Source organism: Rhizobium sp. RAF36 (assembly GCF_052114105.1).
Classification (GTDB): domain Bacteria; phylum Pseudomonadota; class Alphaproteobacteria; order Rhizobiales; family Rhizobiaceae; genus Rhizobium.
The window spans coordinates 153,942-179,088 of sequence record NZ_JBFREC010000004.1 but is presented as its reverse complement, the minus strand read 5'-3'; the positions used below and the strand labels follow the sequence as shown (position 1 = coordinate 179,088).

23 protein-coding genes and 1 pseudogene are annotated in these 25,147 nt (G+C 62.3%); 15 read left to right on the top strand and 9 right to left on the bottom strand.

What is annotated here, in order from left to right; genetic code table 11:
• Positions 1-102 precede the first annotated feature (102 nt).
• A complete protein-coding gene (locus tag AB4Z25_RS16170) occupies positions 103-1,404 on the bottom strand; it encodes a hemolysin family protein (RefSeq protein WP_442208498.1) in 1,302 nt (433 codons plus the stop codon).
• Between the two features lie 249 nt (positions 1,405-1,653).
• On the opposite strand from AB4Z25_RS16170, the gene AB4Z25_RS16165 reads away from it, so the two are divergent.
• The 3 genes from AB4Z25_RS16165 to AB4Z25_RS16155 are packed head-to-tail and all read left to right on the top strand — an operon-like array spanning position 1,654 to position 3,461.
• Positions 1,654-1,857, top strand: a complete 204-nt coding sequence (locus AB4Z25_RS16165) for a hypothetical protein (RefSeq protein ID WP_112388708.1) — start codon at positions 1,654-1,656, stop codon at positions 1,855-1,857.
• Positions 1,858-1,915: 58 nt separating this feature from the next.
• On the top strand, positions 1,916-2,746 hold the full coding sequence (locus AB4Z25_RS16160; protein WP_442208497.1) for a hypothetical protein: 831 nt from the start codon (positions 1,916-1,918) through the stop codon (positions 2,744-2,746).
• Positions 2,739-3,461 (top strand): metallophosphoesterase family protein, encoded by a 723-nt coding sequence (locus AB4Z25_RS16155; protein ID WP_442208496.1) that lies wholly within the window; start codon positions 2,739-2,741, stop codon positions 3,459-3,461. The genes AB4Z25_RS16160 and AB4Z25_RS16155 overlap by 8 nt, the downstream gene beginning before the upstream one ends.
• Positions 3,462-3,463: 2 nt before the next feature.
• Here the strand turns inward: AB4Z25_RS16155 and AB4Z25_RS16150 are convergent, their stop codons facing one another.
• Both AB4Z25_RS16150 and AB4Z25_RS16145 read right to left on the bottom strand, forming a co-directional pair.
• Positions 3,464-3,733 (bottom strand): DUF2934 domain-containing protein, encoded by a 270-nt coding sequence (locus AB4Z25_RS16150; protein WP_442208495.1) that lies wholly within the window; start codon positions 3,731-3,733, stop codon positions 3,464-3,466.
• A 143-nt stretch (positions 3,734-3,876) separates the two neighbouring features.
• Positions 3,877-4,275, bottom strand: a complete 399-nt coding sequence (locus AB4Z25_RS16145; RefSeq protein ID WP_442208494.1) for a VOC family protein — start codon at positions 4,273-4,275, stop codon at positions 3,877-3,879.
• Positions 4,276-4,509: 234 nt separating this feature from the next.
• Between AB4Z25_RS16145 and AB4Z25_RS16140 the strand changes: the two genes are divergently transcribed.
• Entirely contained in the window at positions 4,510-5,667 is a 1,158-nt protein-coding gene (locus tag AB4Z25_RS16140) for a fumarylacetoacetate hydrolase family protein (RefSeq protein ID WP_442208493.1), read from the top strand.
• A gap of 43 nt (positions 5,668-5,710) precedes the next feature.
• Positions 5,711-5,872 carry a hypothetical protein gene (locus AB4Z25_RS16135; protein WP_410704644.1) on the top strand — a complete coding sequence of 54 codons (162 nt, stop codon included), beginning with the start codon at positions 5,711-5,713 and terminating at the stop codon, positions 5,870-5,872.
• A 27-nt stretch (positions 5,873-5,899) separates the two neighbouring features.
• Here AB4Z25_RS16135 and AB4Z25_RS16130 read toward each other — a convergent pair whose 3' ends face one another.
• Positions 5,900-8,068, bottom strand: a complete 2,169-nt coding sequence (locus AB4Z25_RS16130) for a TonB-dependent siderophore receptor (RefSeq protein WP_442208492.1) — start codon at positions 8,066-8,068, stop codon at positions 5,900-5,902.
• Between the two features lie 140 nt (positions 8,069-8,208).
• On the opposite strand from AB4Z25_RS16130, the gene AB4Z25_RS16125 reads away from it, so the two are divergent.
• A complete protein-coding gene (locus AB4Z25_RS16125) occupies positions 8,209-9,159 on the top strand; it encodes a LysR substrate-binding domain-containing protein (protein WP_442208491.1) in 951 nt (316 codons plus the stop codon).
• Between the two features lie 10 nt (positions 9,160-9,169).
• Here AB4Z25_RS16125 and AB4Z25_RS16120 read toward each other — a convergent pair whose 3' ends face one another.
• Positions 9,170-9,739, bottom strand: coding sequence for a helix-turn-helix domain-containing protein (locus AB4Z25_RS16120; protein ID WP_442208490.1), 570 nt, complete (start codon positions 9,737-9,739; stop codon positions 9,170-9,172).
• Positions 9,740-9,862: 123 nt separating this feature from the next.
• Here AB4Z25_RS16120 and AB4Z25_RS16115 point away from each other — a divergent pair, with 123 nt between their 5' ends.
• From AB4Z25_RS16115 to AB4Z25_RS16090, 6 genes are all read left to right on the top strand, one after another.
• Positions 9,863-10,807 (top strand): ornithine cyclodeaminase family protein, encoded by a 945-nt coding sequence (locus AB4Z25_RS16115; RefSeq protein ID WP_442208489.1) that lies wholly within the window; start codon positions 9,863-9,865, stop codon positions 10,805-10,807.
• Between the two features lie 27 nt (positions 10,808-10,834).
• Entirely contained in the window at positions 10,835-11,968 is a 1,134-nt protein-coding gene (locus AB4Z25_RS16110; RefSeq protein WP_442208488.1) for an aminotransferase, read from the top strand.
• Positions 11,969-12,049: 81 nt separating this feature from the next.
• A complete protein-coding gene (locus tag AB4Z25_RS16105) occupies positions 12,050-12,829 on the top strand; it encodes a transporter substrate-binding domain-containing protein (RefSeq protein WP_112388718.1) in 780 nt (259 codons plus the stop codon).
• A 46-nt stretch (positions 12,830-12,875) separates the two neighbouring features.
• Positions 12,876-14,243, top strand: a complete 1,368-nt coding sequence (locus AB4Z25_RS16100; protein WP_442208487.1) for a M20/M25/M40 family metallo-hydrolase — start codon at positions 12,876-12,878, stop codon at positions 14,241-14,243.
• The gene (locus tag AB4Z25_RS16095; RefSeq protein ID WP_112388720.1) at positions 14,236-14,907 is read left to right on the top strand and encodes an ABC transporter permease subunit; all 672 of its coding nucleotides are present in this window, start codon (positions 14,236-14,238) and stop codon (positions 14,905-14,907) included. Before AB4Z25_RS16100 ends, AB4Z25_RS16095 begins: the two co-directional genes overlap by 8 nt.
• 2 nt (positions 14,908-14,909) lie before the next feature.
• Positions 14,910-15,593: an ABC transporter permease gene (locus AB4Z25_RS16090; protein ID WP_442208486.1), complete on the top strand. Its 684-nt coding sequence runs from the start codon at positions 14,910-14,912 to the stop codon at positions 15,591-15,593.
• 18 nt (positions 15,594-15,611) lie between these two features.
• On the opposite strand, the gene scpA is transcribed toward AB4Z25_RS16090, so the two are convergent.
• Together scpA and AB4Z25_RS16080 are read right to left on the bottom strand one after the other, a co-directional pair.
• Positions 15,612-17,750: a methylmalonyl-CoA mutase gene (scpA, locus tag AB4Z25_RS16085; protein WP_442208485.1), complete on the bottom strand. Its 2,139-nt coding sequence runs from the start codon at positions 17,748-17,750 to the stop codon at positions 15,612-15,614.
• 104 nt (positions 17,751-17,854) lie between these two features.
• The gene (locus AB4Z25_RS16080; RefSeq protein ID WP_442208484.1) at positions 17,855-19,057 is read right to left on the bottom strand and encodes an MFS transporter; all 1,203 of its coding nucleotides are present in this window, start codon (positions 19,055-19,057) and stop codon (positions 17,855-17,857) included.
• Between the two features lie 306 nt (positions 19,058-19,363).
• Here AB4Z25_RS16080 and AB4Z25_RS16075 point away from each other — a divergent pair, with 306 nt between their 5' ends.
• From AB4Z25_RS16075 to AB4Z25_RS16065, 3 genes and pseudogenes are all read left to right on the top strand, one after another.
• A complete protein-coding gene (locus tag AB4Z25_RS16075; RefSeq protein ID WP_442208483.1) occupies positions 19,364-20,413 on the top strand; it encodes an ABC transporter ATP-binding protein in 1,050 nt (349 codons plus the stop codon).
• A gap of 116 nt (positions 20,414-20,529) precedes the next feature.
• Entirely contained in the window at positions 20,530-21,534 is a 1,005-nt protein-coding gene (locus AB4Z25_RS16070; RefSeq protein WP_162708455.1) for an extracellular solute-binding protein, read from the top strand.
• A gap of 51 nt (positions 21,535-21,585) precedes the next feature.
• A pseudogene (locus tag AB4Z25_RS16065) lies at positions 21,586-23,246 on the top strand (ABC transporter permease).
• Positions 23,247-23,280: 34 nt separating this feature from the next.
• Here the strand turns inward: AB4Z25_RS16065 and AB4Z25_RS16060 are convergent.
• Positions 23,281-24,273, bottom strand: coding sequence for an aldo/keto reductase (locus AB4Z25_RS16060; RefSeq protein ID WP_442208482.1), 993 nt, complete (start codon positions 24,271-24,273; stop codon positions 23,281-23,283).
• Positions 24,270-25,145 carry an amidohydrolase family protein gene (locus AB4Z25_RS16055; protein WP_442208481.1) on the bottom strand — a complete coding sequence of 292 codons (876 nt, stop codon included), beginning with the start codon at positions 25,143-25,145 and terminating at the stop codon, positions 24,270-24,272. The genes AB4Z25_RS16060 and AB4Z25_RS16055 overlap by 4 nt, the downstream gene beginning before the upstream one ends.
• Between the last annotated feature and the right edge of the window lie 2 nt (positions 25,146-25,147).

The window sequence follows — 25,147 nt, the reverse complement described above, 5'->3', positions numbered from 1 at the left end:
CATCAAGGCTTCCTGCATTCAGGGTTGCAGGAACCTAGCTGCCTTTTGCGCAGACGGGAAGCAGCGCCGTAAGCCGGGTAAGATTTCCACAGGCGGCCGGCATCACGCCGACCGTGCCTCGCCCTCGTCGGCCTCCGCCGACACGAGAATCTTGTCGACGCGGCGACCGTCCAGGTCGATGACCTCGAAGCGCCAGCCATTCTTGACGAAACTCTCACCGAGCTCCGGCAGGTGCTTCAGCTCTTCGAGAATGAGACCGGCGACAGTCTGGAACTCGATGTCGTCGTCGAGCTTGAAGCTCATGAACTCGGCGAATTCGTCGATCGGCGTCCAGCCGGATACCAGATAGGAGCCATCGGTGCGGCGAACGATTGCCTGCTCTTCCGAAGGACCTTCCAGCAGCGCGCCCATGATTGCTTCCATGATGTCGCCGGACGAGATGACGCCTTCGAAATGGCCGTATTCGTCATAGACGAGAACCATGTGAACCGGCGACTTGCGGATCGCCTGGATCGCATGGGTTGCGGTCGACAAATCCGAGATCACCGGAACTTCATGGGCCAGCGCCTGGATATCGGCATGGCCATTAGCATTCATCGCGTCGTAATAGTCCTTGACGAACAGGACACCGAAGACTTCGTCCGAGCTGCCACGGCGAACCGGCAGCCGCGAGCGGCGCGTCGCATGCAGCAGGGTGCGGATTTCTTCCGGAGTGTCATCGACATCGACGACCTCGACATCGCGGCGCGGCGTCATCAGGGCGCGGGCCGTGCGGTCGGCAAGGCGCATGACCCCCGAAATCATCGCCGATTCTTCGCTTTCGATCACGCCGGCACTCTGCGCTTCGGCAAGAACCGTCTTGATCTCTTCGTCGGTCACGCCGTCGCTGACCTTACCGGATTGGCCAAGCAGCTTCAGCACCAGCTTGCCCGATGCATCGAGCAGCCAGACGAGCGGCAGCGCGAACTTCGACAGCACGACCATCGCAGGCGCCACCTTGGCGGCAACCGCTTCCGGTTCGCGCAGCGCAATCTGCTTCGGCACAAGTTCGCCGACGATCAGCGACAGGTAGGTGATGGCGACGACCACGGTGCCGACGCCGAGCGCATCCGACAGCGCCGAGCCAACGCCCTGCTCCGACAGCCACTGCGTCAGGCGTCCCCCGAGCGTGGCGCCGGAAAAGGCGCCCGAGAGTACGCCGACGAGGGTGATGCCGATCTGCACGGTGGACAGGAAGCGTCCGGGATTTTCGGCAAGTCTGATTGCCTGGGTAGCCCCCAGGCTGCCGTGATCGGCGAGAACTTTAAGACGGGCGGGACGGGAAGAAACGACAGCGAGTTCGGACATGGCGAGCACACCGTTCAGAACGGTAAGCAGGACCACGATAATGATTTCGACTAACAAAAGGAGCCTATGATATCGACAAGGATGCCCCAAGATAAGGGTAAAGCGCTGACATTGAAAGCAAACGATCCGTTGAATGGCGGATATTTTTTCGTGACCGGAGCGTTTCTATGGCGATATCTGGCATGTTTCGGAACGCCGCAGGGCATCATCTCCGCGGCACAACCAAAACCTTCACGTTTCCGAAAAGCGGAACTTTTAAGCGTTCTATCGGTTCTTCATGCTCAACGAGCCTGGGGAGAATACCTTATGACACAGATCCGAGAAACCGAGCGCCGTGGCCGTACTTTGCGCGGCCGCCCGTATAGCCTTCCGGAATTTGCCAAGAAATACGGCCTTGAAGACGATCAGGCTGAAGATCTCTTCGTGCGCTTCGGCCCGTCCTCGATCGAACTCGATCTGCTGATGGCCGCCAAGCGCCGTCCGCCTGTGCGTCTCGAGCAGGTGATGTAATCGATCCCGGCCCGGCTACGCGGCTCGCGAACGGCAGTCTCTGACGAAAGAATGGACGATGAACGCCACGACCGCAGCCAGCAAGAAGTCCAAGCCCAACGCCGCGATGATGAAAGCGCGGGCGGTTCCGCAGCTGATCGACCCGGATGCGGAACCGTTCGTCGCCGAAGCCGTGCGTGAGCTTGTCGATTGCAAGATCCCGTTTCTGGTCGCCGGTACCTATGCTGTCTGCGCCTATACCGGCATCCAGCGGCAGACGAAGGATTTCGACATCTTCTGCAAGGCCGGCGACTACGGCCGCATCCTTGGGCATTTCAAAGACAAGGGTTACGCCGTCGAAGTCGAGGATGAGCGCTGGCTCGGCAAGGTCTTCAAGGGCAAGCATTTCTTTGATGTCATTTTTGCATCGTCCAACGGCACGATGCCTGTCGGCGACGACTGGTTCAAGGATGCGCGCCAGGTGGAGATGTGCGGTTGTCCGGTCTGGATCATCAGCCCGACAGAGCTGCTCTGGTCGAAATTCTTCGTCCAGCTGCGCCACCGCTATGACGGCGCCGATATTGCCCATGTGATCCTGCGCGCCCATGACAAGGTCGATTGGCGCAAGCTGCTCGGCTACATGGAAGTGCACTGGGAAGTGCTGCTGATCGCTATCCTGAACTTCCGCTGGATCTACCCGACCGAGCGCGACAAGATCCCGCAATGGCTGATCGACGAGCTACTGGAGCGCCTTGCGGCCCAGCGCGAGCTGCCGCTGCCGCAGATGCGCATCTGCCGCGGACGGATGTATTCGCGCGTCGATTTCGAAATCGACGTCAAGGAATGGGGTTTTGCCGATGTCGGCGGCGAGGGGCAGCCGCGCGGCGAATGGGAGGAAGCTGATGGCTGAGACGAGAAAGAAGATCCGCGTCGCCGCCGTCGCCGACTTGCATGTGAAGGAAGACGGCGCCAAATCCTACAAGGAGCTTTTTGCCGAAGTCTCCGGTGTCGCCGATGTTCTCGTCATGGCAGGAGACCTCACCGATCTCGGCAAGCCCAAGGAAGCCGAGCTTCTCGCTGCCGATCTGCGCAGCTGCACGGTTCCCGTCATTGCCGTTCTCGGGAACCATGACCACGAAAGCGGATCTGTCGAGGACGTGACCCAGATCCTGACCGATGCCGGGGTGAAACTGCTGAACGGCCAGGCAGCGGAGATAGCAGGCGTCGGTTTCGTCGGGGTCAAAGGTTTTGCCGGCGGCTTCGGCCGGCATATGCTCGGCTCCTTCGGCGAGAACGCCATCAAGGCGATGGTCGCCGAAAGCGTCGAGGAATCGATGCGGCTTGAAAATGCCATGCGCCAGGTGCGCGCCGACAGATCGATGGTGATCCTCCACTATGCGCCGATCGCCGAGACCGTCGTCGGCGAGCCGCTGGAGATCTACCCGTTTCTCGGATCCTCGCGTCTGGCGGAAACCATCGACCGCTTCAAGGTCAACGCGGTCGTCCACGGCCATGCCCATCGCGGCACATACGAGGGCCGCACACCTGGCGGAGCGCCAGTCTATAATGTTGCCGCCCATATCGAAAAACCGACCGGCAAGGCCTACGCACTGCTGGAGCTGTAAATCTAGGCGCGTTTACCAATCTTCCGGACCGGCTTCTGTTCCGGCCGGACGACACGAAACGCGTCGTTTTCAGCAGCCCGCATCAGGCGGCCGGTGCGGCGCAACATGTCGATCAGCTCACTGCCGTCGGCCGATGCGCGCGTTCGTTCGAGCTGTTCGTATTCTGCCATCGCCTGCTGCCAGTGAGCGCCGCCCCGATCGTGCGGGCGACTCTCCTCCTCCCAGATGGCATAGGCACGCTGATTGATCCAATCGTCCTTCGTACGGCTCATGATATGTCCAACTGAAATAAGCAAAATAATCTCCGGGAAGACTGCCAGAGCGGACTTACGGAGTCGTTACTTGCATGGACGAAATTTGAGCGGATTTACTTGCACTATCAGCAGCAAGATCAGGCCAGAAGAATGTGCGTGTTCTACTCCTTGCGCTCGGCAAGCTCGATGATGATGCCGTCGGGGTCGCGCAGGAAGGCGATCTTGTGCAGCACCTCGGAATTGAAGGCGAGACGCGGCCGCTCCTTCACCTCGACGCCGGCGGCTTCGAGCTTTGCAAAAGTCTCGTCGACGCTGTCGAACAGGAAGGTCAGATGGCGCATCCCCGCGGTGCCGTCAGGCACATCCGCGGCTCTGGCTGCGCCGCCGGACGGCGCGACGATCTCCAGCATGCCGCCGCCTGCATCCAGAAATACGAGATCGGAGCCATCCGGCTGCTTCTTGCGAAGATGAAGCCTGAGGCCGAGCAGACCACAGTAGAAATCGACGGTGCGATCCATGTTGCTGACCGTCATGCCGACGTGTTCGAAGGATTTCAGCATTGCAGGCGGGGCCTCCTCTCCCCGGCAGGCGGATGAAAAATCGCTGCCGAACCTACGCCTCTGCAACCGCGCCGCAAGTCCGAAATCTAGCCTTCAACGAAACGTGCAGTCAGTTTTTCCGGTGATCAGCCTTGCCCGCGCTGGCCGAATGTGATCGATTTCCGGCGCTGCTGGAGGGCGGCAATTTTCCGCGATTTCCATGAGCAATCGCTCATCAGCATTGGAGGGGTTACCATGTCCCAGCTTCTCGACGCCGCTTCCGCAAACGGCCTCTTCGTCGGCCGCATCTGGAACCCTGAGGCCGGTGGCCCGTCGATCGTGACGATCCGCGACGGGCAGCTCATCGATATCACTTCCAAAGACGTGCCGACGCTGAGCGCGCTGCTGGAACTGGCCGATCCTGCAGGTTTCGTCCGCGCGGCCGCCGGGACGCCTGCCGGGACGCTGGAGGCAATCGCCGCAAACAGCACCGGCGCTCCGGATACGAGCAAGCCCTATCTGCTGGCGCCCGCCGATCTCCAGGCGATCAAGGCCTGCGGTGTCACCTTCGCCCAGTCGATGATCGAGCGCGTCATCGAGGAGAAGGCGGCCGGCAACCCTGACCGCGCCGCTTCGATCCGCGATCGCGTTGGCGCACTGATCGGCGGCAGCCTTGCGAATATCAAGGCGGGCTCGCCCGAGGCCGCCAAGGTCAAGCAGGCGCTGATCGATGAAGGCATGTGGTCACAATATCTCGAAGTCGGCATCGGCCCCGATGCCGAGGTGTTCACCAAGGCACCGGTTCTGTCGTCGGTCGGCTGGGGCGCCGATGTCGGTTTGCACCCGATCTCCACCTGGAACAATCCGGAGCCCGAGATCGTGCTGGCGGTCAACAGCCGCGCCGAGATCAAAGGCGCAACACTCGGCAACGACGTCAACCTGCGCGATGTCGAGGGCCGCTCGGCGCTGCTGCTCGGCAAGGCGAAGGACAACAACGCATCCTGCTCGATCGGCCCTTTCATCCGCCTGTTCGACGACAGCTACACGCTCGACGACATGCGCAAAGCCGAGCTTGACCTCAAGGTAACAGGCGAGGACGGCTTCGTTCTGCACGGCAAGAGCTCAATGTCGAAGATCAGCCGCGATCCGACTGATCTCGTCAGGCAGACCTGCGGCGCGCACCACCAGTACCCCGATGGCTTCATGCTATTTCTCGGCACCCTGTTTGCCCCGACCCAGGACCGCGACGCCAAGAACCAGGGCTTCACCCACAAGCTCGGCGATGTCGTGGAGATCTCTTCGGCAGGGCTTGGAACGCTTAGCAACACCGTGCGCCTGTCGACGCAATGCCCGCCCTGGACATTCGGCATCTCTGCCCTCTTCAAAAGTCTCGCAAGGCGCGGCTTGTTGTGAGCGGCAATTGTGCTTGGCGCCGCAATCGGGTTAGAAGAGCAGCATGAACGACAACGTCATCAAGTTTAAGAAACCGAACAAGCCGAAGCCACCGCGCCAGATCAATCCGGCGCTGCGCAAGCTCATCGTGGTCCTGACCATCCTGGTGCTTTTTGCGGCCGCCTGGGGCTATTTCAACTTCTTCGGCGGCCAGCCCGCGCCGTAAGGATGCGGACGCGGTTCCGCCGTTTCCTCACCAGTTGAAGGTCAGCTTGCCCATCACCGTCCGGCCATCGCCATAGGTGCAGCCGAACGAGCTGCAGCTGGCGATATATTCCTTGTCAGCCAGATTTCGAACGTTAAGCGAGGCGGTGACGCCTTCCTTCTTGTAGGTCAGTGCCGCGTCGAAGAGTGTGACTGCGTCGAGGTCGTAGGTGTGCAGGGCCGCGGGCGTACCATAGCTTGCGTATCCATAGCGCTGGCCTACATAACGAACACCCGCGCCGATGCCGACGCCTTCAAGCGGGGAGCCTTCTGCGAAGCTGTAATCCATCCAGAGGCTGGCGGCATGCTCCGGAACACCGTCCAGTGGAAGGCGGTTCGTCAGCATTCCGGGGGCAATCGTGTCGGTATCCGTATAGGTGTAGGCCGCTCTGAGATTGAGGCCATCCGCCAAACTCGTCACTCCTTCGAGCTCGACGCCTTTGGCATGAACTTCGCCGATCTGACTGGTAATGCCGCCAACTGTCTGCAGGACATTTTGCTGACGCAGATCGTAGACCGCCGCAGAGAAAAATCCGTCCCAGCCTTCGGGCTGATACTTCACGCCGATTTCGACCTGCTTGCCTTCCGTGGGACGGACATCGGAAAAGGTTGCCGTGGGCGCAACCGGCTCAAACGAAGTGCTGTAGCTGACATATGGCGCAATACCATTGTCGAAGACATAGCCCAGCCCGACACGTCCCGTCAGCTTTTGGTCATCGCGATCGAGAGATCTGACCGCCGGCGTTGCAGGCAGGAAATTCGTCGTGGTGCCATCCGTACTTGCCCAATCCTGCCTCACGCCAAATGTCGCCCGCCAATTGTTGTAGGCCATCTCGTCCTGAACATAGATACCGACTTGACTGAGGTCCGTGTCCACCAGCGTGTCCGTCGTACGGGACAGCAGGCTGATCGGTCCACCATAGGCGGGATTCAGGATATCGAGCGGCGTTGCCCGGAAGAACCGGGTGCGCGCATTGTTGCTGAAATAGCGATAGTCCAAGCCGATCAGAAGCTTGTGCTCCAGATCACCGGTCTCGAATTCTCCCAGCAGACTATTGTCCACATTGAAGGTGTTGAACAGTTCGTCCTGGAAAGTCGCATTGCGCAGGATTGAGTGACCATCGGCGCCGACACCCGGACCATAGGCTACGTTCGCGACGGTCGTTGACATCCCCAGCGCCTGATAATCCCAATCGAAATTCGAGTAGCGGACATTCTGGCGGAAGGTCCAGGTGTCGTTCAGCTTGTGCTCGAACTCATAGCCGAGATTGGTCAGCGTCCGGTTGGAATGGTCGAAGCTCTTGTCGCCGACATAGAAGTCCGGGCTGAGCGTATTGGCAAACAGCGCAGGCACGCCCGACGGCGTGCTCGGATTGTCGTGCTGCACGCTGGTCAGGATCGTCAGCTTGGTGTCTTCATCGGGCTGCCAGGTGACGGCAGGGGCGATGAAATAACGGTCGTTGTCGAGCTGATCGACCTGGGCGCTCGCGGTTCTTGCCAGGCCGGTCACACGGTAGGCGAAATCCGACCCGTCGCTGACCGGGCCGCCGGCATCGAAATAGGTGCCATAGGTATCGTAGCTGCCAATCTGCAGGCCCACCTCGCCGAAGCGGTCGAAGGTCGGCCGCTTGCTGATCAGGTTGATGATGCCGCCCGGATTGCCCTGGCCGAACATCACGGAGGCCGGGCCGCGCAGCACCTCGATACGCTCGAGCTGGTAGGGATCGATCGCCGGCGCGCCTGCCGTCCGCATCAGTCTCAGGCCGTTCAGATATTGCGACTGACGGCCATCGAACCCACGGATGCGCGGCGCATCGAAACGCGGATCGGACCCGCCCGGCTGGCTGACGACACCGGGCGTGTAATCGAGGGCCTGGCCGACGGTTTCGGCATCCTGCGCCTTCAGCTGATCGGCGGTGATGACGGAGATCGACTGCTGGGTTTCGAGAATCGGCGTTCCGGTCTTGGTCGCCGTCGAACTCGTTCTGGCGACGAAACCCTTCACCGGCGCCTTCGGGTACTGCTTCGCCTGCCCCTTGACGGTGATCGGCGCGAGCTCGGTCACGGTCTGCGCATCCTGCGCGGCCGCGGCTGCCGGAAGAAGCGCTGCCCCGCAAACCGTGGACAACAGGACAAGCGATAGATTCTTCACGCGCACGGCAACCTCACGGAGACGAGGACGGGACGACCCGTCTAAAACTTGACAATTTCAGTCACGTTACTAGACGCTTTCGTTTTTTTGATCCAATAAGGCAACGAGCGTTTTTCATAAGCGCTGGTTATGAAAACAGGTGGCAATTGGCGAATAGCTCCGCGCTCGAGCTCAGGCATCTCCGATATTTTGTTGCCCTTGCCGAAGAGCAGAATTTCGAGCGTGCGGCGGCCCGGCTGGGTATTGCCCAGCCCGGCCTCAGCCAGCAGATCATCAAGCTCGAAGCCCTGCTCGGCGTAGCCCTGCTCGATCGCAGCCGCCGCTCGGTGCGGCTGACGCGGCCGGGACTTGAGCTCGCCGAACAGGGCCGCCGCGTCCTCGGTCAGGCAGAGAACGCCATCGACGCTGTTCACCGCGCTGCGCGCGGCGACCTGGAGCGGGTCTCGGTCGGCTATGTCGCCTCGGCTGCCTATTCCGGCGTGCTCGGCGATGCGCTTTCGAAGTTCAAGGCCGCGAGCCCCGGTGTCGAATTCCAGCTGATCGAGATCGAGATGCGCCAGCAACTCGAAAAGATCGCCGACAAGACGCTCGATCTTGGTTTTATCCGGCCGCCGATCTCGCTTCCGCCGGGTTTGGCAGCCGAAGTCGCCGTGCGCGAAGATTTCGTCGTGGCCCTGCCTGCCGGACATCGACACGCGAGTGCCGCATCCGTTTCCCTGAAATCACTCTCCCCGGAAGTGTTCATCACGCCGCGCCAACCTGTCGATACCGGCTTTCACCGCAACACGATCGCCGCCTGCCGCGAAGCCGGTTTCGAGCCTCATATCAACAGCTCCGGCCGGGATTTCATAACGATCGCCAGCATGGTCGTGCTCGGCGTCGGCGTTGCGCTGGTGCCGCGCTCGTTCCAATGCGTCCAGCTTCCGGGCATTACCTACACCAGGCTGAAAGGATGCTCGGTGACATCGGATCTGGCGATCGCCTATCGCAAGGTCGAGCCATCGCCGGTCATCAAGGGCTTCATCGCCCATTTCAAGAAAAACCTGATACGCGATCAGGACGGTCTTCGCGATGACGTTGCCGACGAGAGCTTCTGAGCCGAGCGGTCTATGACACCACGTTGCGGATGAACTTCACGATCCCGGTCTGCCGGTTCGCGTAGGAATAGTCCTGGGCCGAGCTGTAAATCGCAAAAGTCCCGGCCGGGTAGTCCTTCTCGGCGCCGCCGACGATAAGGGTCAGCACGCCTTCGGTGACGAAGATCATTTCGTGCCAGCCCTGCGGGTCCGGTTCCGCGTTATAGCGCTCGCCGCCTTCAAGCGACCAGAGCCACATCTGCGTCTCGTGGGCCGCAGGCGCGGTGCCAAGCAGCACGCCGGCGCTTGCCGGGCCGGTTCCGCGCCAGGTCACCTCGTTGATATCGGCAGAGGAGCTGCGGTCGGGATCACGCACCAGATCGACAAACCCGACGCCCATCGCAGCCGCCAGCTTGTCGAGACTTGAGAGGCTGATATTCGCATCACCGGCTTCGACGGCGACGATCATCCGCCTGCTGATCCCCGATGCTTCAGCCAGTGCCACCTGGCTCATGCCTGAGGCCTGACGATGCCTGCGAAGATTGCCGGAAACATGCGCTAGGACATCGCGACGCACTTGACTGTGCAATATATTGCTCATAGGCTCCTTTTACTCTTGATGGGCAGACTATTCAACAGCGATTTCAGCCGTGCGTGGGGCACCTACGCGGGAACGGATGTTTGCGCACAGCCGTCTGCCCCGCATTTAAAGGCGAGGTCATTCATGTCGCAACAGCCAATCGTTCTCCACGAAGCCGATATCACCGCTCTTCTTCCGAAAGTGGACGTCCGCTCGGTGCTGGAGCGCATGTTCCGCTCGCTGGCAGATGGCGATGCCGTGCAGCCGCCGCAGACGCTGAGCCTGTTTCCGCGCGATGCCGGCGACTTCATCACCTATCTCGGCGTGCTCTCGGGCGAGAAGGTCTTCGGCGCCAAGCTTTCGCCCTACATCCCCGGCGACGGCAAGGCGCTGGTCACGGCCTGGACGCTGCTGATGTCGATGGAAACGGGCACGCCGGTACTGCTCTGCGATTCCAAGAAGCTGACCACCGAGCGCACCGCGGCGACATCGGTCATCGCCGCCGATGCCCTGGCGCCTTCAGATGCGTCGGTGCTCACCATCGTCGGCTCCGGCCCGGTGGCGCTTGCCCATCTGCGCTATGCGGAAACGATCCGCGCCTGGAAAGAGGTGCGCATCGCATCACCGAACGTCGCCAGCCGCAAGGACATTCCTGCGACGATCGCCAGTGGCGTTGCGGTCACCCAATACGCCGATGCAAATGCCGCCGTTGCGGGCGCCGACGTGGTGCTGCTTTGCACTTCCTCGGGCAAGCCCGTCATAGACGTCAAGTCGCTGTCGAAATCGGCCGTCGTCACCTCGATCAGCACCAATGCCACCAATGCCCACGAGATTGATCCAGCGGCCCTGCAGGGCTTCGACGTCTATTGCGACTACCGCGCGACGACACCGGCATCAGCAGGCGAAATGAAACTGGCTGCCGCCGCCGGACAATGGAGTGCTGATGCGCTTTGCGGCGACCTGCCCGAACTGCTGGCCGGCAGAGCCAAGGCTCCCAGCCGCGAACGCCCGGCCTTCTTCCGCTCGATCGGTCTCGGCCTCGAAGACGTCGCGGCCGCCGTCGCCCTGCTCGCCGCCGCCCGCGCCTAAGACACAAGCAATAGCCAGGAGAATGACATGAAGATCCGCAATTTCGGCGTCGAGATTTGGATGAACAAATACGAGAACGTCTGCGAGCTGAACCTCGCCGAGACCTGCGTTGAATCGCTGACCGTCGGCGAATTGCTCGACATGGCAGGCAAGACGGATATCGCCGCCGAATTGCTGCCGCTGAAGCTCACCTATGGCGAGATCGAAGGCAGCGTGCGGCTGCGCAATCTGGTTGCCGGTCTCTACGAGCGCCAGAAGCTCGAGAATACCGTAATCACCCACGGCGCCATCGGCGCCAACGCACTCGTTCACCTTACCCTCGTCGAAAAGGGCGACCGCGTCATCTCCGTTCTGCCGACCTATCAGCAGCACTATTCGATCCCCGAGAGCATCGGCGCCGACATCCAGATCCTGAAGCTGACAGAGAAGACCGGCTTCCTGCCCGATCTCGAAGAGCTGAAGAAGCTGGCGACGCCGGGCACCAAGCTGATCGCCATCAACAACCCGAACAACCCGACCGGTTCGCTGATGGACCGCGCCTATCTCGAAAAGATCGTCGAGATCGCCCGTGCCTGCGGCGCCTGGATCCTTTGCGACGAAGTCTATCGCGGCACGGATCAGGAAGGCGCAGACGGCATGACCGCCTCGATTGCCGATCTCTACGAAAAGGGCATCAGCACCGGCAGCATGTCGAAGACCTATTCGCTGGCCGGATTGCGTCTCGGCTGGATTGCCGGTCCGGAAGAGCTGATCCATGCGGTTTCCGTTCATCGCGACTACAACACGATCAGCGTCGGCCGCCTGGACGACCACTTTGCGGCGATCGCGCTCGAAAATCGCGACAAGATCCTGAAGCGCAGCCATCAGATCACCCGCAGCGGTCTCTCCATCCTCTCGGACTGGGTCGATGCCGAGCCGCTGATTTCCTGGATCAAGCCGAAATCCGGCACCACGGCCCTGCTGAAATACGATCTGCCGATCTCCTCCGAGGACTTCTGCCTTCGCCTTCTCGAACAGAAGGGCGTGATGCTGACGCCAGGCAGCGCCATGGACATGGAGGGCTATCTGCGCATTGGCTACACCAATGGCGAAGCGGTGCTCCACGAAGGCCTGAAGCGCATTTCGCAATTCCTGAAGGAGGCCGCCGTTTCGGCCGCCTGATCTCCTCGAAAACCCAAGAATTCCAGCCGCCCGGTTGCGGGCGGCGGATTGAGTCCGTTTCCAAACAAAAGGGGAATTTCCATGAAACGACTTTTGACAGTGCTCTCGCTTTCGCTTCTCGCCGGCACCGCCTTTGCCGACGAGCTTCGCATCGGCACCAGCGCAGATTACCCGCCGTGGGAATCGGTCGATGCCAGCGGCAACATCATCGGCTTCGATAAGGATGTCGGCGACGAGATCTGCAAGCGTATCGCCGCCACCTGCAACTGGCAGAACCAGGCCTATGACGGCCTGCTGCCGGGTCTTCAGGTCGGCAAGTTCGACCTCGTCATATCCGGCGTGTCGATCAACGACGAACGCTCGCAGAAGGTCGATTTCTCGGCCGCCTATGCCGACGCTCCGAACGCTATCGTCACCGCGCCGGGCAGCGATGCAGCCTCGGCCAAGTCTGCCGCCGATCTCACCAAGGCCCTCGCCAAGGCTTCGATCGGCGTTCAGTCCGGCTCGACCCACGAGCAGGTGATCCGCGCCCATTTCCCGGATGCCGACGTACGCGTCTACGACCGCCCCGACCAGGTCGCCGACGATCTCGTTGCCGGCCGTATTGATGCCGGCCTGATGGAACGTTCCGCCTGGGAGCCGCTCATCAAGGATCGCGGCGCCGACAAGCTCGCCTATGCAGGTCCGCTGCTGACCAGCGCCGACTTTGCCGAATTCGGCAAGGGCCAGGGCGTTGCCATGGGCAAGGGCAAGGCCGAGCTGAAGACCAAGGTCGACGGCGCCGTCGAAGCGATGCTGAAGGACGGTACGGTCAAGACCATTTCCGAGAAGTGGTTCGGCTACGACGCCTCCAAGAAATAATGGCGTGCGGGAGGCGGCATGCCCGCCTCCCCTTCCAGGAGAGACCATGCGCATTTCACCCGACATCCTGGCGGCAGCCAGGAACGATCTGTCCGCCTTGGTGGCCATTCCATCCGTCAGCGCCCGTGACGAAGGCATGGAGGCCTGCGCGGACGAGGTCGAGCGCCTTCTTGCCGAAACCGGTTTCAGCACAGGGCAGCACAAGGGCGATGTCGGCCCGTTCGTCGTCGGCGAGACCGGCGATGGACCATTCACGCTTGTCATCTACAATCACTACGACGTGCAGCCGGAAGACCCAATCGCCCTCTGGACTGATCCGCCCTTCGTGCTCACCGAGCGCAGCGGCCGCCTCTACGGCCGGGGATCGGCCGACGACAAGGGCGAATTCATCAGCCGCATCGCCGGCTGGAATCTTTTCCGCCAAGCCCATCCCGGCCCCCTGCCGTTCAAGCTCATCTGGATCGTCGAAGGTGAAGAGGAGATCGGCAGCCCGTCGCTGACCCGCTTCCTCGACAGCCGCTTCCCGGACACCAAGGCCGACCTCTGCTGGTGGGAATTCGGCGAGGTCGACAAATCAGGCCGCCCGATCATTCTCATGGGCTTCAAGGGCATCCTCGCGGTCGAGCTCGAATGCCGCACGGCGCGGGCCGACCTGCATTCGAGCCTTGGCGCTATCTTCGACAATCCGCTCTGGCGCCTTGCGGCTGCCATTGCCTCGCTGCGGGACGCTTCAGGCCGCATCCTGATCGACGGCTTTTATGACGGCGTCGTCGCGCCGGATGCCCGCAGCCGCGCGCTTGCCGCGACCCCGCCCTTCCCGCTCGAAAGCCTGCAGGCCGAAACCGGCGGACAGCGCCTGCTCGACGGCGTCGATGCTGAGACTTTCTATGAGCACCTGAATTTCGAACCCTGCCTGAACGTCAACGGCTTCCATGGCGGCTATGACGGCGAAGGGGCAAAGACCGTTCTGCCCTGCACCGGAATGGCCAAGCTCGACTTCCGGCTGGCACCGGGCCAGCACCCGGTACACATCGCCGCATTGCTGCGCCGTCACCTCGACGCGAAGGGATTTGACGACGTCGAGATGAAAATCCTCGATGCCGAGGTTCTCGGCGTCAGAAGCGACCCGTCGCATCCCGCCGTCGATCTCGGGGCGGCGCTGCTGGAAAAATGGTTCGGGCGGCCAGCGGTGATCCAGCCGAGTTCGGCCGCCTCGGGGCTTGCGCATCCTTTCGTCCATAAATTCGGCGCCACCCTGTTCGGCGCCGGGCTGACGCATCACGGCGCGATGCTGCACTCTCCGGACGAGAATATCCTGATCTCGCATTTCGAGAACATGATCGGCTTTTCCGCCGAGTTTTTCGCGGCCCTTTGCGAGAGCGCAGTGACCCGGGAGGCTGCCGCAGATGCTTGATGCCCTCGTCCAATATCACGGACAGCTTCTGCAGGGGCTGTTGACCACCCTGATCGTTGGCGTCGCCAGCTTCGTCGCGGGCTTCGTCATCGCCGCCGCCCTTGCTCCGCTCGCCGTCTATGGCAGCCCGCTGACGCGCAAGATCATCATGGGCTATGTCGGGCTGATCCGCGGCCTGCCCGAACTGCTCGTCATCTTCCTGGTCTTCTATGGCGGCACGGTGCTGCTGACCAAGATGATCGGCCGCTATGTCGAAGTCGATGCGTTGACGGCGGGTGTCGTGTCGCTGTCGGTCGTTGCTGCAGCATACCTGACCGAAATCCTTCGCGGCGCTCTGCTCAGCGTCTCGCAGGGACAGTGGGAGGCGGCGCTGTCGCTCGGGCTGCGCAAACCCCGCGCCTTTCTTCTCGTCATCCTGCCGCAGATGATGGTGCGCGCCCTTCCCGGCCTTGGAAACCAGTGGCTGGTCATCCTCAAGGAAAGTGCCCTCGTCTCGGTCGTCGGCCTTGAGGAGCTGATGCGCAAATCGGTGGTCGCCGCCGGCGCGACGCATCAACCACTCGCCTTCTATCTGGCCGCTGCCGGCCTCTATGTTGCCATCACCGGCATCTCGTCCCTTCTCCTGAAGGCGTATGAGCTGCGCCTCACGCCGCATATGAGGTGACCATGCTCTCCTTCGATCTGTTTCTTCCGGCGTTTCTGACCGTCAAGGACGGCTTCATCCTCACCGTCCTGATCACAGTGGCGAGCTTCGCGCTCGGCCAGGTTCTGGCCCTGCCGCTGGCTTTGGCGCTGACCTCCTCGCGCCGTTCTCTGCGCGTGCCGGTCTCGACCTATACGTTCCTGATCCGCGGCAGCCCGCTGCTGGTCCAGCTGTTCATCGTCTATTACGGCCTCGGCCAGATCGATCTGATCCGCCACAGCTTCCTGTGGCCGGTGCTGCGCAGCCCCATCTATTGCGCCATCTTCGCAATCGGCCTGAATTCGGCCGCCTATTCCGCCGAGCTGCTGGCCGGTGCGATCCGCCAACTCCCGGCAGGTCAGTGGGAGGCAGGACAGGCGCTCGGGCTGCATCGCGTGGTGCTATTGCTGAAGATCATCCTGCCGCAGGCCTACCGCGCCATCCTTCCGGCGATCGCCAACGAACTGGTGCTGGTCATGAAGGGCTCGACGCTCGCCAGCGCCGTGACCGTGATGGAAATGACAGGCGCCGCCCGCGTCTTCGTCGCGCGCACCTACGCGCCCTTCGAAACCTTCCTGATCGCCGGTACGCTCTATCTGTTGATGGGTGCGGTCTTCGGCCGGATCTTCCGCTTCATCGAGATGCGGGTGGCAATTCCGGGGCGGTAACGGCCTCGGCCGGTAGCGTCAGGTATTGCGCCTGATGCCCTGCAGCAAATCGAGCACGGAGTTGGCGGCATCGAGCACATTCGTGCCGGGTCCGAATACGGCTGCGACACCGTGGTCGGTGAGGAACCGATAGTCCTGGCGTGGAATGACGCCGCCGCAGACAACGATGACATCGCCGCCGCCCCTGGCCTTCAGCGCTTCCACCAGCTGCGGCAGCAGCGTCTTGTGACCGGCCGCCAGCGACGAGACGCCGATGACGTTGACCTTCTCGCCGATCGCCATCCCGGCCGCCTCGTCGGGCGTCTGGAACAGCGGCCCGGCCAGCACGTCGAAGCCGACATCGCCGAAGGCCGAAGAGATGACTTTCGCACCACGGTCATGGCCGTCCTGGCCGAGCTTGGCGACCATGATTTTCGGCTTGCGCCCGAGGCTCTGCGCCACATCCGCCATGCGGCCCTTCAGCACGGCAAGCTCCGGCTGATCGCGATAGGCCTCGCCATAGACGTCTTTGATGACTTCGGGTACCGCCGCATGATCGCCGAAGGACGTGCGCATCGCATCGGAGATTTCGCCGACGGTGGCGCGTGCCCGCGCGGCCTCGACTGCGGCGGCAAGCAGGTTTCCTTCTCCGGTGCGGGCGATATCCGCGAGCTGCTCCAGCGTTTCGGCAATCTTGACGCCATCGCGGCGGCGGCGGGTATCCTCGATGCGCTTCACCTGCGCGGTGCGCACAGCCGCATTGTCGATCGCCAGGATGTCGAGCTCTTCCTCGGTCTCCAGCCGGTACTTGTTGACGCCGACGATCACCTCGTCGCCCTTGTCGACGGCTGCCTGCCGGCGCGTCGCGGCTTCTTCGATCAACCGCTTCGGCAGGCCTTCATTGACGGCCTTGGTCATGCCGCCCAGCGCCTCGACCTCCTCGATCAATGCCCAGGCCTTGTCGGCGAGTTCCTTGGTCAGGCTCTCGACATAATAGGAACCCGCCAGGGGATCGACGACCTTGGTCACCCCCGTCTCGTGCTGCAGGATCAGTTGGGTGTTGCGGGCGATGCGGGCGGAGAATTCCGTCGGCAGGGCGATCGCCTCGTCGAAGGAATTGGTGTGCAGCGACTGCGTGCCGCCGAGCACGGCCGACATCGCCTCGAAGGCAGTGCGGATGATGTTGTTATAGGGATCCTGCTCCTGCAGCGAGACACCTGACGTCTGGCAATGGGTGCGCAGCATCAGCGACGAGGCCTTCTTCGGCTGGAACTCCTCCATGATCTTCGTCCACAGCATGCGGGCGGCGCGCAGCTTTGCCGCCTCCATGAAGAAGTTCATGCCGATGGCGAAGAAGAAGGAGAGACGCCCGGCGAATTCGTCGACATCGAGACCCTTGGCGATGGCCGCCCGCACATATTCGCGGCCATCGGCCAGCGTGAAGGCGAGCTCCTGCACCAGCGTCGCGCCGGCCTCCTGCATGTGATAGCCGGAGATCGAGATCGAATTGAACTTCGGCATCTCCCGCGCCGTATATTCGATGATGTCGGCAACGATCCGCATCGAGGGCTCGGGCGGATAGATATAGGTGTTGCGGACCATGAACTCCTTGAGGATGTCGTTCTGGATGGTGCCGGACAGAGCCGCGCGCGAAACGCCCTGCTCTTCACCGGCGACGATGAAGGAGGCGAGGATCGGGATGACCGCGCCGTTCATCGTCATCGACACCGAGATCTTCTCGAGCGGAATGCCGTCGAACAGGATCTTCATGTCCTCGACGCTGTCGATCGCCACGCCGGCCTTGCCGACATCGCCTTCGACGCGCGGATGGTCGCTGTCATAGCCGCGATGGGTTGCCAGATCGAAGGCGACGGAGACGCCCTGCTGACCGGCGGCAAGTGCCTTGCGGTAGAAGGCATTGGAGGCCTCGGCGGTCGAGAAGCCGGCATATTGGCGGATCGTCCAGGGGCGTCCTGTATACATCGTTGCCCGCGGTCCGCGGGTAAAGGGCGCAAAGCCCGGAATGCTGTCCAGATGAACGGCGCCCGAGAGATCATCGGCCGTATAGAGCGGCTTGACGTCGATGCCTTCGGGCGTGTGCCAGGTCAGCGTATCCGGAGAAGCCTTCAGCTCCTTCTCGGCAAGCGCCTGCCAATCGGCCACGGTCTTCTTCGTCATGTCATCCTCCGGCATGTCATTGCGCCGCACGCTATCACCAGGAATGCATGCGGCGCGATAGGGCCTTAGGATAATTTACGCGAGGGTCTGCGTCACCTGCGGGGTCACCCGTGTGCGTGCCGGGGGATCTTCGGCAGGAAGACGGTCAGTAGGCCAAGCAGCGGCAGATAGGAGCAGATCTTGTAGATGAACTCGATGCCGTGGGTATCGGCGAAGTCGCCGAGGAATGCGGCTCCGAGACCACCGGCGCCGAAGGCGAAGCCGAAGAACACCCCGGCGATCAGGCCGACGCGGCCCGGCACCAGCTCCTGCGCGAAGACGACGATTGCCGAGAAGGCCGAAGCGAAGATCAGGCCGATGACGACGCTGAGGACGCATGTCCAGAAGAGGTTGGCATAGGGCAGCAGCAGCGCGAAGGGAATGACGCCGAGGATCGAGAACCAGATGACGAAGCGGGCGCCGAGACGGTCGCCGATCGGGCCGCCGAGGAAGGTGCCAACGGCAACCGAGCCCAAGAACAGGAAGAGCATCAGCTGCGCCTGCTGCACGCCGAGCTGGAAGCGATCGATGACATAGAAGGTGAAGTAGCTCGAGATGCTGGCCATGTAGACGTTCTTCGTCGCGGTCAAAAGCACGAGGATCAGCAGTGCGATCACCACCTTGTTCTGCGGCAGCGGCAAGGTGCGGCTGACAGCCGGCTTGCCGGCGTTCTGGCGGCGATGGCTCATGTACCAGTTGCCGACCCAGCCGAGCACGATCATGCCGATCAGCGCGATGCCGGAGAGCCAGGAAACGCTATGCTGGCCGAGCGGGAAGACGATGAAGGCGGCGATCAGCGGGCCAATTGCCTGGCCGGCATTGCCGCCCACCTGGAAGAAGGACTGTGCAAAGCCGTGACGCCCGCCGGAGGCTAGCCGCGCGACGCGTGAGGACTCCGGATGGAAGACGGCCGAGCCGAAGCCGATGAGGCTTGCCGCAACGAGCAGCAGCTCGAAGCTGCCGGCGTTGCCGAGCAGGATCAGGCCACAAAAGGTGCTGGCCATGCCGACCGGCAGCGAATAGGGCATCGGCCAGCGATCGGTGAAGATGCCGACGAAGGGCTGCAGCAGCGATGCGGTGACCTGGAAGGTCATCGTCAGCAGGCCGATCTGCACGAAGTCGAGATTATAATTGGCCTTGAAGAGCGGATATAGCGACGCAAGAAGCGACTGCATGATATCGTTCAGCATGTGGCAGAAGCTGACTGCCATCAGGATCGACATTGTCGTCTTCTGGAAACGAGGCGCGGTTTCGCTCACTACGGCCATGAATATATCCTCCTGCAACAGGATTCCTTGCCTGCTGCGGTCATGTGATGAAGAATTGGAAGCGTTCGGGACCAGGTGAAATCGGCCCGGTGGCGTTCGCTAGCACAGCATCTATCGCAACTTCTGCGTCCGGCACAGCCCGCTTTGGCCAAGAGCGGTACGCCAATGCCTAAAATTTGCGCGCCGGCGCCATTTTTGCTGCGTTTCCGAAGACTGGCGTTGAAGGCGCGATTTCGGGCGGTGGTTGTACGCGGGCCTTGGGCTCCCTAAAGTAAGGCGGTTCGAACCGAGCTTCCAAGGACCCGCATGCAGGACAAGGCCTCTTCACCCGCGCTCGAGATATCAGCGATCCGCCGCAGCTTCGGCGCCCAGGCAGCACTTGCCGGCCTGTCGCTGACCGTCGCCCGTGGCGAGATCGTCACCCTGGTCGGGCATTCCGGCTGCGGCAAGTCCACGCTTCTCAGGGTGATCGCAGGCATCGAGCGGCCGGATGGCGGTGCGGTGGTGCTGGAAGGAGAGACGGTGTCGGGGCCGGATCGGTTCGTCGAGCCGGAAGAGCGCAAGATCGGTTTCGTCTTCCAGGACTATGCCCTCTTCCCGCATCTGACGGCGATGCAGAACATTCTCTTCGGTCTGCGCAGGCGGCCAAAAGCCGAAGCGGCAGCGATGGCGGAAGAGGTGGTGCGCATTGCCGGCATCGGTCATCTGACGGACCGCTACCCGCATATGCTGTCCGGTGGCGAGCAGCAGCGCGTGGCGCTTGCCCGCGCGCTGGCACCGCGGCCGCGCATCCTGCTGATGGACGAGCCATTCTCCAACCTCGACCAGGGGCTGCGCGAACAGGTCCGCACCGAGACGATCGCACTTCTGAGAACACTCGGCACCACCGCCATCATCGTCACCCACGACCCGCAGGAAGCGCTGTCGGCGGGCGACCGGGTGGTGCTGATGCGGGCGGGCGAGATCGTCCAAGTGGGAACCGGCTACGACCTCCACGACCGCCCGAACTGCGCCTACGCCGCCGAGTTCTTTTCGCCGGCAAACAAGATCCCCGGCATCAGCAGGAACGGCCGCATGGAAACGGCAATCGGCAGCTTCGCGCATGGGCTCGACCTGCGCGACGAGGAAAGCGGCACCATCTATGTGCGCTTCCAGGATATCACGGTCTCGGTCGATGAAGGTGACCTGCCGGCCCGCATCATCAGGCGCTCCTTCCAGGGGGAAATCGAGGAACTGACGCTCGATGTCGAGGGTCTCCAGGCTCCGATCCGGACCCGCACCATGCGGCGCCTGCCGGACGATGCGCAGAGCGTGCGAATCTCGATCGCTCCCGAACGGGTGCTCGCCTTCGCCTGAACGGGTGAGAACGCCATCACGAAGCCGTGATGGCGGCGACTTAAACTTGACTATCCCCTCAAGAACTGCAGCTACGGAGCGCAGTCATTTACGGGGGTAGTATGATGCAAACCAAAATGTCCGCGGCATTCGCCGCTTTTTCTCTGTGCGCTCTTCCGGTCACCGTTTCGGCCGCCGAGCTCAATCTCTACACGACACGTGAGCCGGCGCTGATCGCGCCGCTTCTGGAAGCCTACACGGCGAAGACCGGTACCAAGGTCAACACCGTGTTTCTCAAGGACGGTCTTGCCGAACGTGTGGCAAGCGAAGGTGCTGCCTCTCCGGCAGATATCCTGATGGCCGTCGATGCCGGCAACCTGGTGGATCTCGCCGAAAAGGGCGTCACCCAGCCGATCGAGTCCGCAACGCTCAACGCCGCCGTTCCAGAACAGCTTCGCGATGCGAAGGGCTACTGGTTCGGCCTGTCGATGCGCGCCCGCGTGCTCTATGCCGCCAAGGATGTCGATCTGACGGCCTTCAACTACGAAGACCTCGCCGATCCCAAGTGGAAGGGCAAGATCTGCATCCGCTCTGGCCAGCATCCGTACAACACGGCGCTGTTTGCGGATTACATCGCCCATTACGGCGAAGCCGAAACCGAAAAGTGGCTTTCCGGCGTCAAGGACAACCTCGCCCGCAAGGCGGCCGGTGGTGACCGCGACGGCGCAAAGGACATCCTCGGCGGCGTCTGCGACATCGCAATTGCCAATTCCTACTATGTCGGTCTGATGCGCTCCGGAAAGGGCGGCGAAGACCAGGTCAAGTGGGGCGACGCGATCAAGGTGGTCTTGCCGACCTTCAAGAACGGCGGCACACAGGTCAACATCTCCGGTGCGGCCGTTGCCAAGCATGCGCCAAACAAGGAAGAAGCCGTGAAGCTTCTGGAATATCTCGTCTCCGACGAGGCCCAGAAGATCTATGCCGAAGCCAATTACGAGTATCCGGTCAAGGCCGGCGCCTCTGTCGATCCGATCATCGCCTCCTTCGGCGAATTGAAGATCGACAGCAAGCCGCTGGCCGAGATCGTCGGCTACCGCAAGGAGGCGAGCGCGCTCGTCGACAAGGTCGGTTTCGACAACTAAGGCGATCGGGGCGCATGCTATGCGGGCGCCCCTTTCCGTTCGGATGATCGCATGTCCCTGACATCAGTGGCAGATCGCCCCGCAAGGCGGCCGGTCAGCGCCTGGCTTTCCGGAGCCGGGCTTGTTGCGTTTCTCGTCATCCTGCCCTTCGGCGGCCTCGCCTTCGAAGCCTTCAAAGGCTCGCCGTCGCTCTGGAGCCATCTGTTTTCGACGATCCTGCCGGTGGCCCTTGCCGATACAGTCATCCTGCTGGCCGGTGTCGGGCTGCTGACGGCGGCAATTGGCACGCTGACGGCCTGGCTGGTGACCGCCTATGATTTTCCCGGCCGCCGTATTCTGGAATGGGCGCTGCTGCTGCCGCTGGCGGTGCCGACCTATATCATCGCCTACGCCTATCTCGATATCCTGCACCCGATTGGCTCCGTTCAGGGCGCGATCCGCTGGCTGCTCGGCTATGAGAGCCCACGGCAGTTCCGCCTGCCCGATATCCGCTCGATGATGGGCTGCATCCTGCTGCTCGGCATGGTGCTTTATCCCTATGTCTATATTCCCGTCAGGGCGATGTTCCTGACGCAATCGGCCAATCTCATCGAAGCGGGACGGATGCTTGCCATTAGCAAGCGCGGCGTCTTCTGGCATATCGCCCTGCCGCTTGCCCGCCCAGCCGTTGCCGTCGGCGTCAGCCTGGCATTGATGGAAACGCTGAACGACGTCGGCGCCGCCGAATTTCTGGGCGTGCGAACCCTGACGGTCTCGATCTACACGACCTGGATCACCCGCACCGACCTGCCCGGCGCATCGCAGATCGCGCTGGCACTGCTTTTCATCGTCGTTGCCCTGATTGCCATCGAGCGCTGGGCCCGGCGCAATCAGCGCTACGCTACCGACAGCCGCCGCAGCCGCGGCCTGCAGCCGCAAAAGGTCTCTCCGTCCAAGGGTCTCCTTCTCTCTGCTCTCGGCTTCCTGCCTGTTATCCTCGGCTTCGCGGCGCCGGCTGTCTATCTGGCCTCGGAGGCCTGGAAGCGCTTCCGCTTCGCCGGGGTTTCCGCCAATTTCCTCAGTGAAGCCGGATATACCGTGCTCTTCGCCTCGGTCGCCACCGCCGCGGTCATCCTTCTCGGCCTGATGCTCGCCTATGCCGCCCGCCTGCGGCCCGGCAACGGCTCATCTTCGATGCTGCGGCTTGCAGCAACCGGCTATGCCGCACCGGGAACGGTGGTGGCGATCGGCGTGCTGATCGTCCTCGGCGGTGCGGACAGGATGATCTTTCATGCCGGTACGCAATGGTTGGGCGTCGCCACCGGATTGTTCTTCATGGGATCGGGAGCGGCGCTCGTCTATGCGCTGACGGTCCGCTTCCTGGCGATTTCGGCGGGCGGCATCGACGCCGGATTGGCGCGCATTCCTGTCACGCTCGACCACGCCTCGCGCACCCTTGGCCAGACGCCGTCAGGCACCTTCCGCCTCGTGCATCTGCCGCTGTCGAAGACCGCGGTTGCCGCCGCTGCACTGCTGGTCTTCGTCGATTGTGTCAAGGAACTGCCGGCGACGCTTCTGCTGCGCCCGCTGAATGTCGAGACTTTCGCCACGCATCTCTATGGCGAGGCAGCAAGGGGAACATACGAGGGGCCTCGATCGCCGCTCTCGCAATCGTCCTCGTCAGCCTCCTGCCCGTCATCCTGCTCTCGCGAGTCGGCACCACAAGGCGCTGAAAGGCACCCGCGCGGTTCGCGCGGGTGCTTTGTCCTAGCGTTCGCGCTCGAACAGCGCGTCGGTTTCCTGCCAAAGGGCATCGGGGATCGGCAGTTTCGCCCAGTCGAGATTCTGCGCGATACGCTCCGGCCGGCTCATGCCGAGAACGGCGGCAGAGACCTGTGGATTGCGGAAGGCGAACTGGATCGCCGCCGCCTGCAGGGGGACGCCGTGACGCTCGCAGATCGCCTCGATCCGCTTGGCACGGGCAACCACCTCTTCCGGCGGAGCGCCGTAATCGAAGGTCGTGCCTGAATTGCCTGGACCCGTGGCGAGAATGCCCGAATTGAACACCCCGGCGACGACGATCTCGACACCCCGATGCGCCGCTTCCGGCAGCAGGTCGGCTTCAGCCGCCCGGTCGAGCAGGGTATAGCGCCCGGCCATCATGACGGCATCGAGCGCGCAGGCCTTGATGAACCGCGTTGCGACATCGCTCTCGTTGACGCCGACACCGATCGCCTTGATATGACCGGCCTTTCTGAGATCGTCGAGCGCCCGGTAGCAGCCCTCGACGGCCTCGTTGAAACGCCGCTCGTAGGCATCCCCGTGGGTGAAGCGGTCGACATCGTGGATATAGACCAGATCGAAATCGGCAATGCCGAGACGGTTTGCCGATTGCTCGAGCGAACGCATCGTTCCGGCATAGCTGTAGTCGAAGACCGGCTTGAGCCGCAGTGGCGAGGCCCACAGACCGTAATCGACCTTCTCGCCATAGGGCGGCGCCATATAGCGGCCGGCCTTGGTCGAGACGGTGACGGTCTTGCGGTCGATGGTTCGCAGGAAGGTGCCAAGGCGCAGCTCGCTGAGACCATGGCCATAGAGCGGCGCGGTGTCGAAATAGCGCATTCCGCCGTCATAGGCGGCAGCCAGAACATCGGCCGCCTGCGCCTCCGTCACATCCCGGTAGAGCGTTCCGATGCCGCTTGCGCCGAAGCCGAGGCGAGAGACAAAGCCGATCTTGCTCGAAGTCGTAACCGCCGTCATGCTCTGGCCTCCCCAAAGCCCGGAAGCCGGTAGACCTCGATCGCGTTCAGGCCGAAGATCCGCTCGCGCTCGGCGCTCGGCAGATCCTTCAGGCATTCCTGCAGAGCCTCGACGACACGGTCGTAGCTCGCCGCCACCAGGCAGACCGGCCAGTCGGTGCCGAACATGCAGCGGTCGGTGCCGAAGACATCGAGTACCTCATGGACGTAGGGTCTCAGGTCATCCGCCGTCCAGCTCTGCCAGTTGGCTTCCGTCACCATGCCGGAGAGCTTGCACCAGACGTGGTCACGCTCTCCCTTGAACTGGCGGATCAGCACCGCCCATTCGTCGAAACCGCCATTGCGGATTTCCGGCTTAGAGATGTGGTCGAGTACGAAGCGCGTTTCAGGGAAGGCTTCCACTGTCGCGATGCAGGAGGGCAGTTGCGGCAGGTTCGGCACGAGGTCATAGACAAGCCCGGCAGCCTCGACAGCTTCCAGGCCCTTCTTCACGTCATCGCGCAGCAGCCAGTTCGGGTCATTTTCCGTCTGGATAAGGTGCCGGACGCCGACCAGCCACTTGCCCTGAGGCGAAGACTGCAGTTCGGCAAGCGTCTGGCCGAGTTTCGGATCGGTCAGATCCACCCAGCCGACGACACCGGCGACGAAATCCGTCGCCTCCGCCGTCCTGATGAAATCCCAGGTCTCGCCGAGATCGTTCCAGGTCTGCACCAGAACGGTTCCGTTGACGCCATTCTTCTGCAGAGCCGGGCGCAGATCGTCCGGCTCGAACACGCGGTTGATCGGCTCGAAGGGGCCGCTCAGCCAGCCATAATCGCCACCGCTTTTTGGATCCCAGAAGTGATGATGGGAATCGATGATCGGGCTTGTCATGG

Bases quoted from the DNA above. Each gene is read 5' to 3' on its own strand.
- AB4Z25_RS16165 (WP_112388708.1), top strand. From the start codon at position 1,654: ATGACACAGATCCGAGAAACCGAGCGCCGTGGCCGTACTTTGCGCGGC.
- AB4Z25_RS16160 (WP_442208497.1), top strand. From the start codon at position 1,916: ATGAACGCCACGACCGCAGCCAGCAAGAAGTCCAAGCCCAACGCCGCG.
- AB4Z25_RS16155 (WP_442208496.1), top strand. From the start codon at position 2,739: ATGGCTGAGACGAGAAAGAAGATCCGCGTCGCCGCCGTCGCCGACTTG.
- AB4Z25_RS16150 (WP_442208495.1), bottom strand. From the start codon at position 3,733: ATGAGCCGTACGAAGGACGATTGGATCAATCAGCGTGCCTATGCCATC.
- AB4Z25_RS16145 (WP_442208494.1), bottom strand. From the start codon at position 4,275: ATGCTGAAATCCTTCGAACACGTCGGCATGACGGTCAGCAACATGGAT.
- AB4Z25_RS16140 (WP_442208493.1), top strand. From the start codon at position 4,510: ATGTCCCAGCTTCTCGACGCCGCTTCCGCAAACGGCCTCTTCGTCGGC.
- AB4Z25_RS16135 (WP_410704644.1), top strand. From the start codon at position 5,711: ATGAACGACAACGTCATCAAGTTTAAGAAACCGAACAAGCCGAAGCCA.
- AB4Z25_RS16120 (WP_442208490.1), bottom strand. From the start codon at position 9,739: ATGAGCAATATATTGCACAGTCAAGTGCGTCGCGATGTCCTAGCGCAT.
- AB4Z25_RS16115 (WP_442208489.1), top strand. From the start codon at position 9,863: ATGTCGCAACAGCCAATCGTTCTCCACGAAGCCGATATCACCGCTCTT.
- AB4Z25_RS16110 (WP_442208488.1), top strand. From the start codon at position 10,835: ATGAAGATCCGCAATTTCGGCGTCGAGATTTGGATGAACAAATACGAG.
- AB4Z25_RS16105 (WP_112388718.1), top strand. From the start codon at position 12,050: ATGAAACGACTTTTGACAGTGCTCTCGCTTTCGCTTCTCGCCGGCACC.
- AB4Z25_RS16100 (WP_442208487.1), top strand. From the start codon at position 12,876: ATGCGCATTTCACCCGACATCCTGGCGGCAGCCAGGAACGATCTGTCC.
- AB4Z25_RS16095 (WP_112388720.1), top strand. From the start codon at position 14,236: ATGCTTGATGCCCTCGTCCAATATCACGGACAGCTTCTGCAGGGGCTG.
- AB4Z25_RS16090 (WP_442208486.1), top strand. From the start codon at position 14,910: ATGCTCTCCTTCGATCTGTTTCTTCCGGCGTTTCTGACCGTCAAGGAC.
- scpA (WP_442208485.1), bottom strand. From the start codon at position 17,750: ATGACGAAGAAGACCGTGGCCGATTGGCAGGCGCTTGCCGAGAAGGAG.
- AB4Z25_RS16080 (WP_442208484.1), bottom strand. From the start codon at position 19,057: ATGGCCGTAGTGAGCGAAACCGCGCCTCGTTTCCAGAAGACGACAATG.
- AB4Z25_RS16075 (WP_442208483.1), top strand. From the start codon at position 19,364: ATGCAGGACAAGGCCTCTTCACCCGCGCTCGAGATATCAGCGATCCGC.
- AB4Z25_RS16070 (WP_162708455.1), top strand. From the start codon at position 20,530: ATGTCCGCGGCATTCGCCGCTTTTTCTCTGTGCGCTCTTCCGGTCACC.
- AB4Z25_RS16060 (WP_442208482.1), bottom strand. From the start codon at position 24,273: ATGACGGCGGTTACGACTTCGAGCAAGATCGGCTTTGTCTCTCGCCTC.
- AB4Z25_RS16055 (WP_442208481.1), bottom strand. From the start codon at position 25,145: ATGACAAGCCCGATCATCGATTCCCATCATCACTTCTGGGATCCAAAA.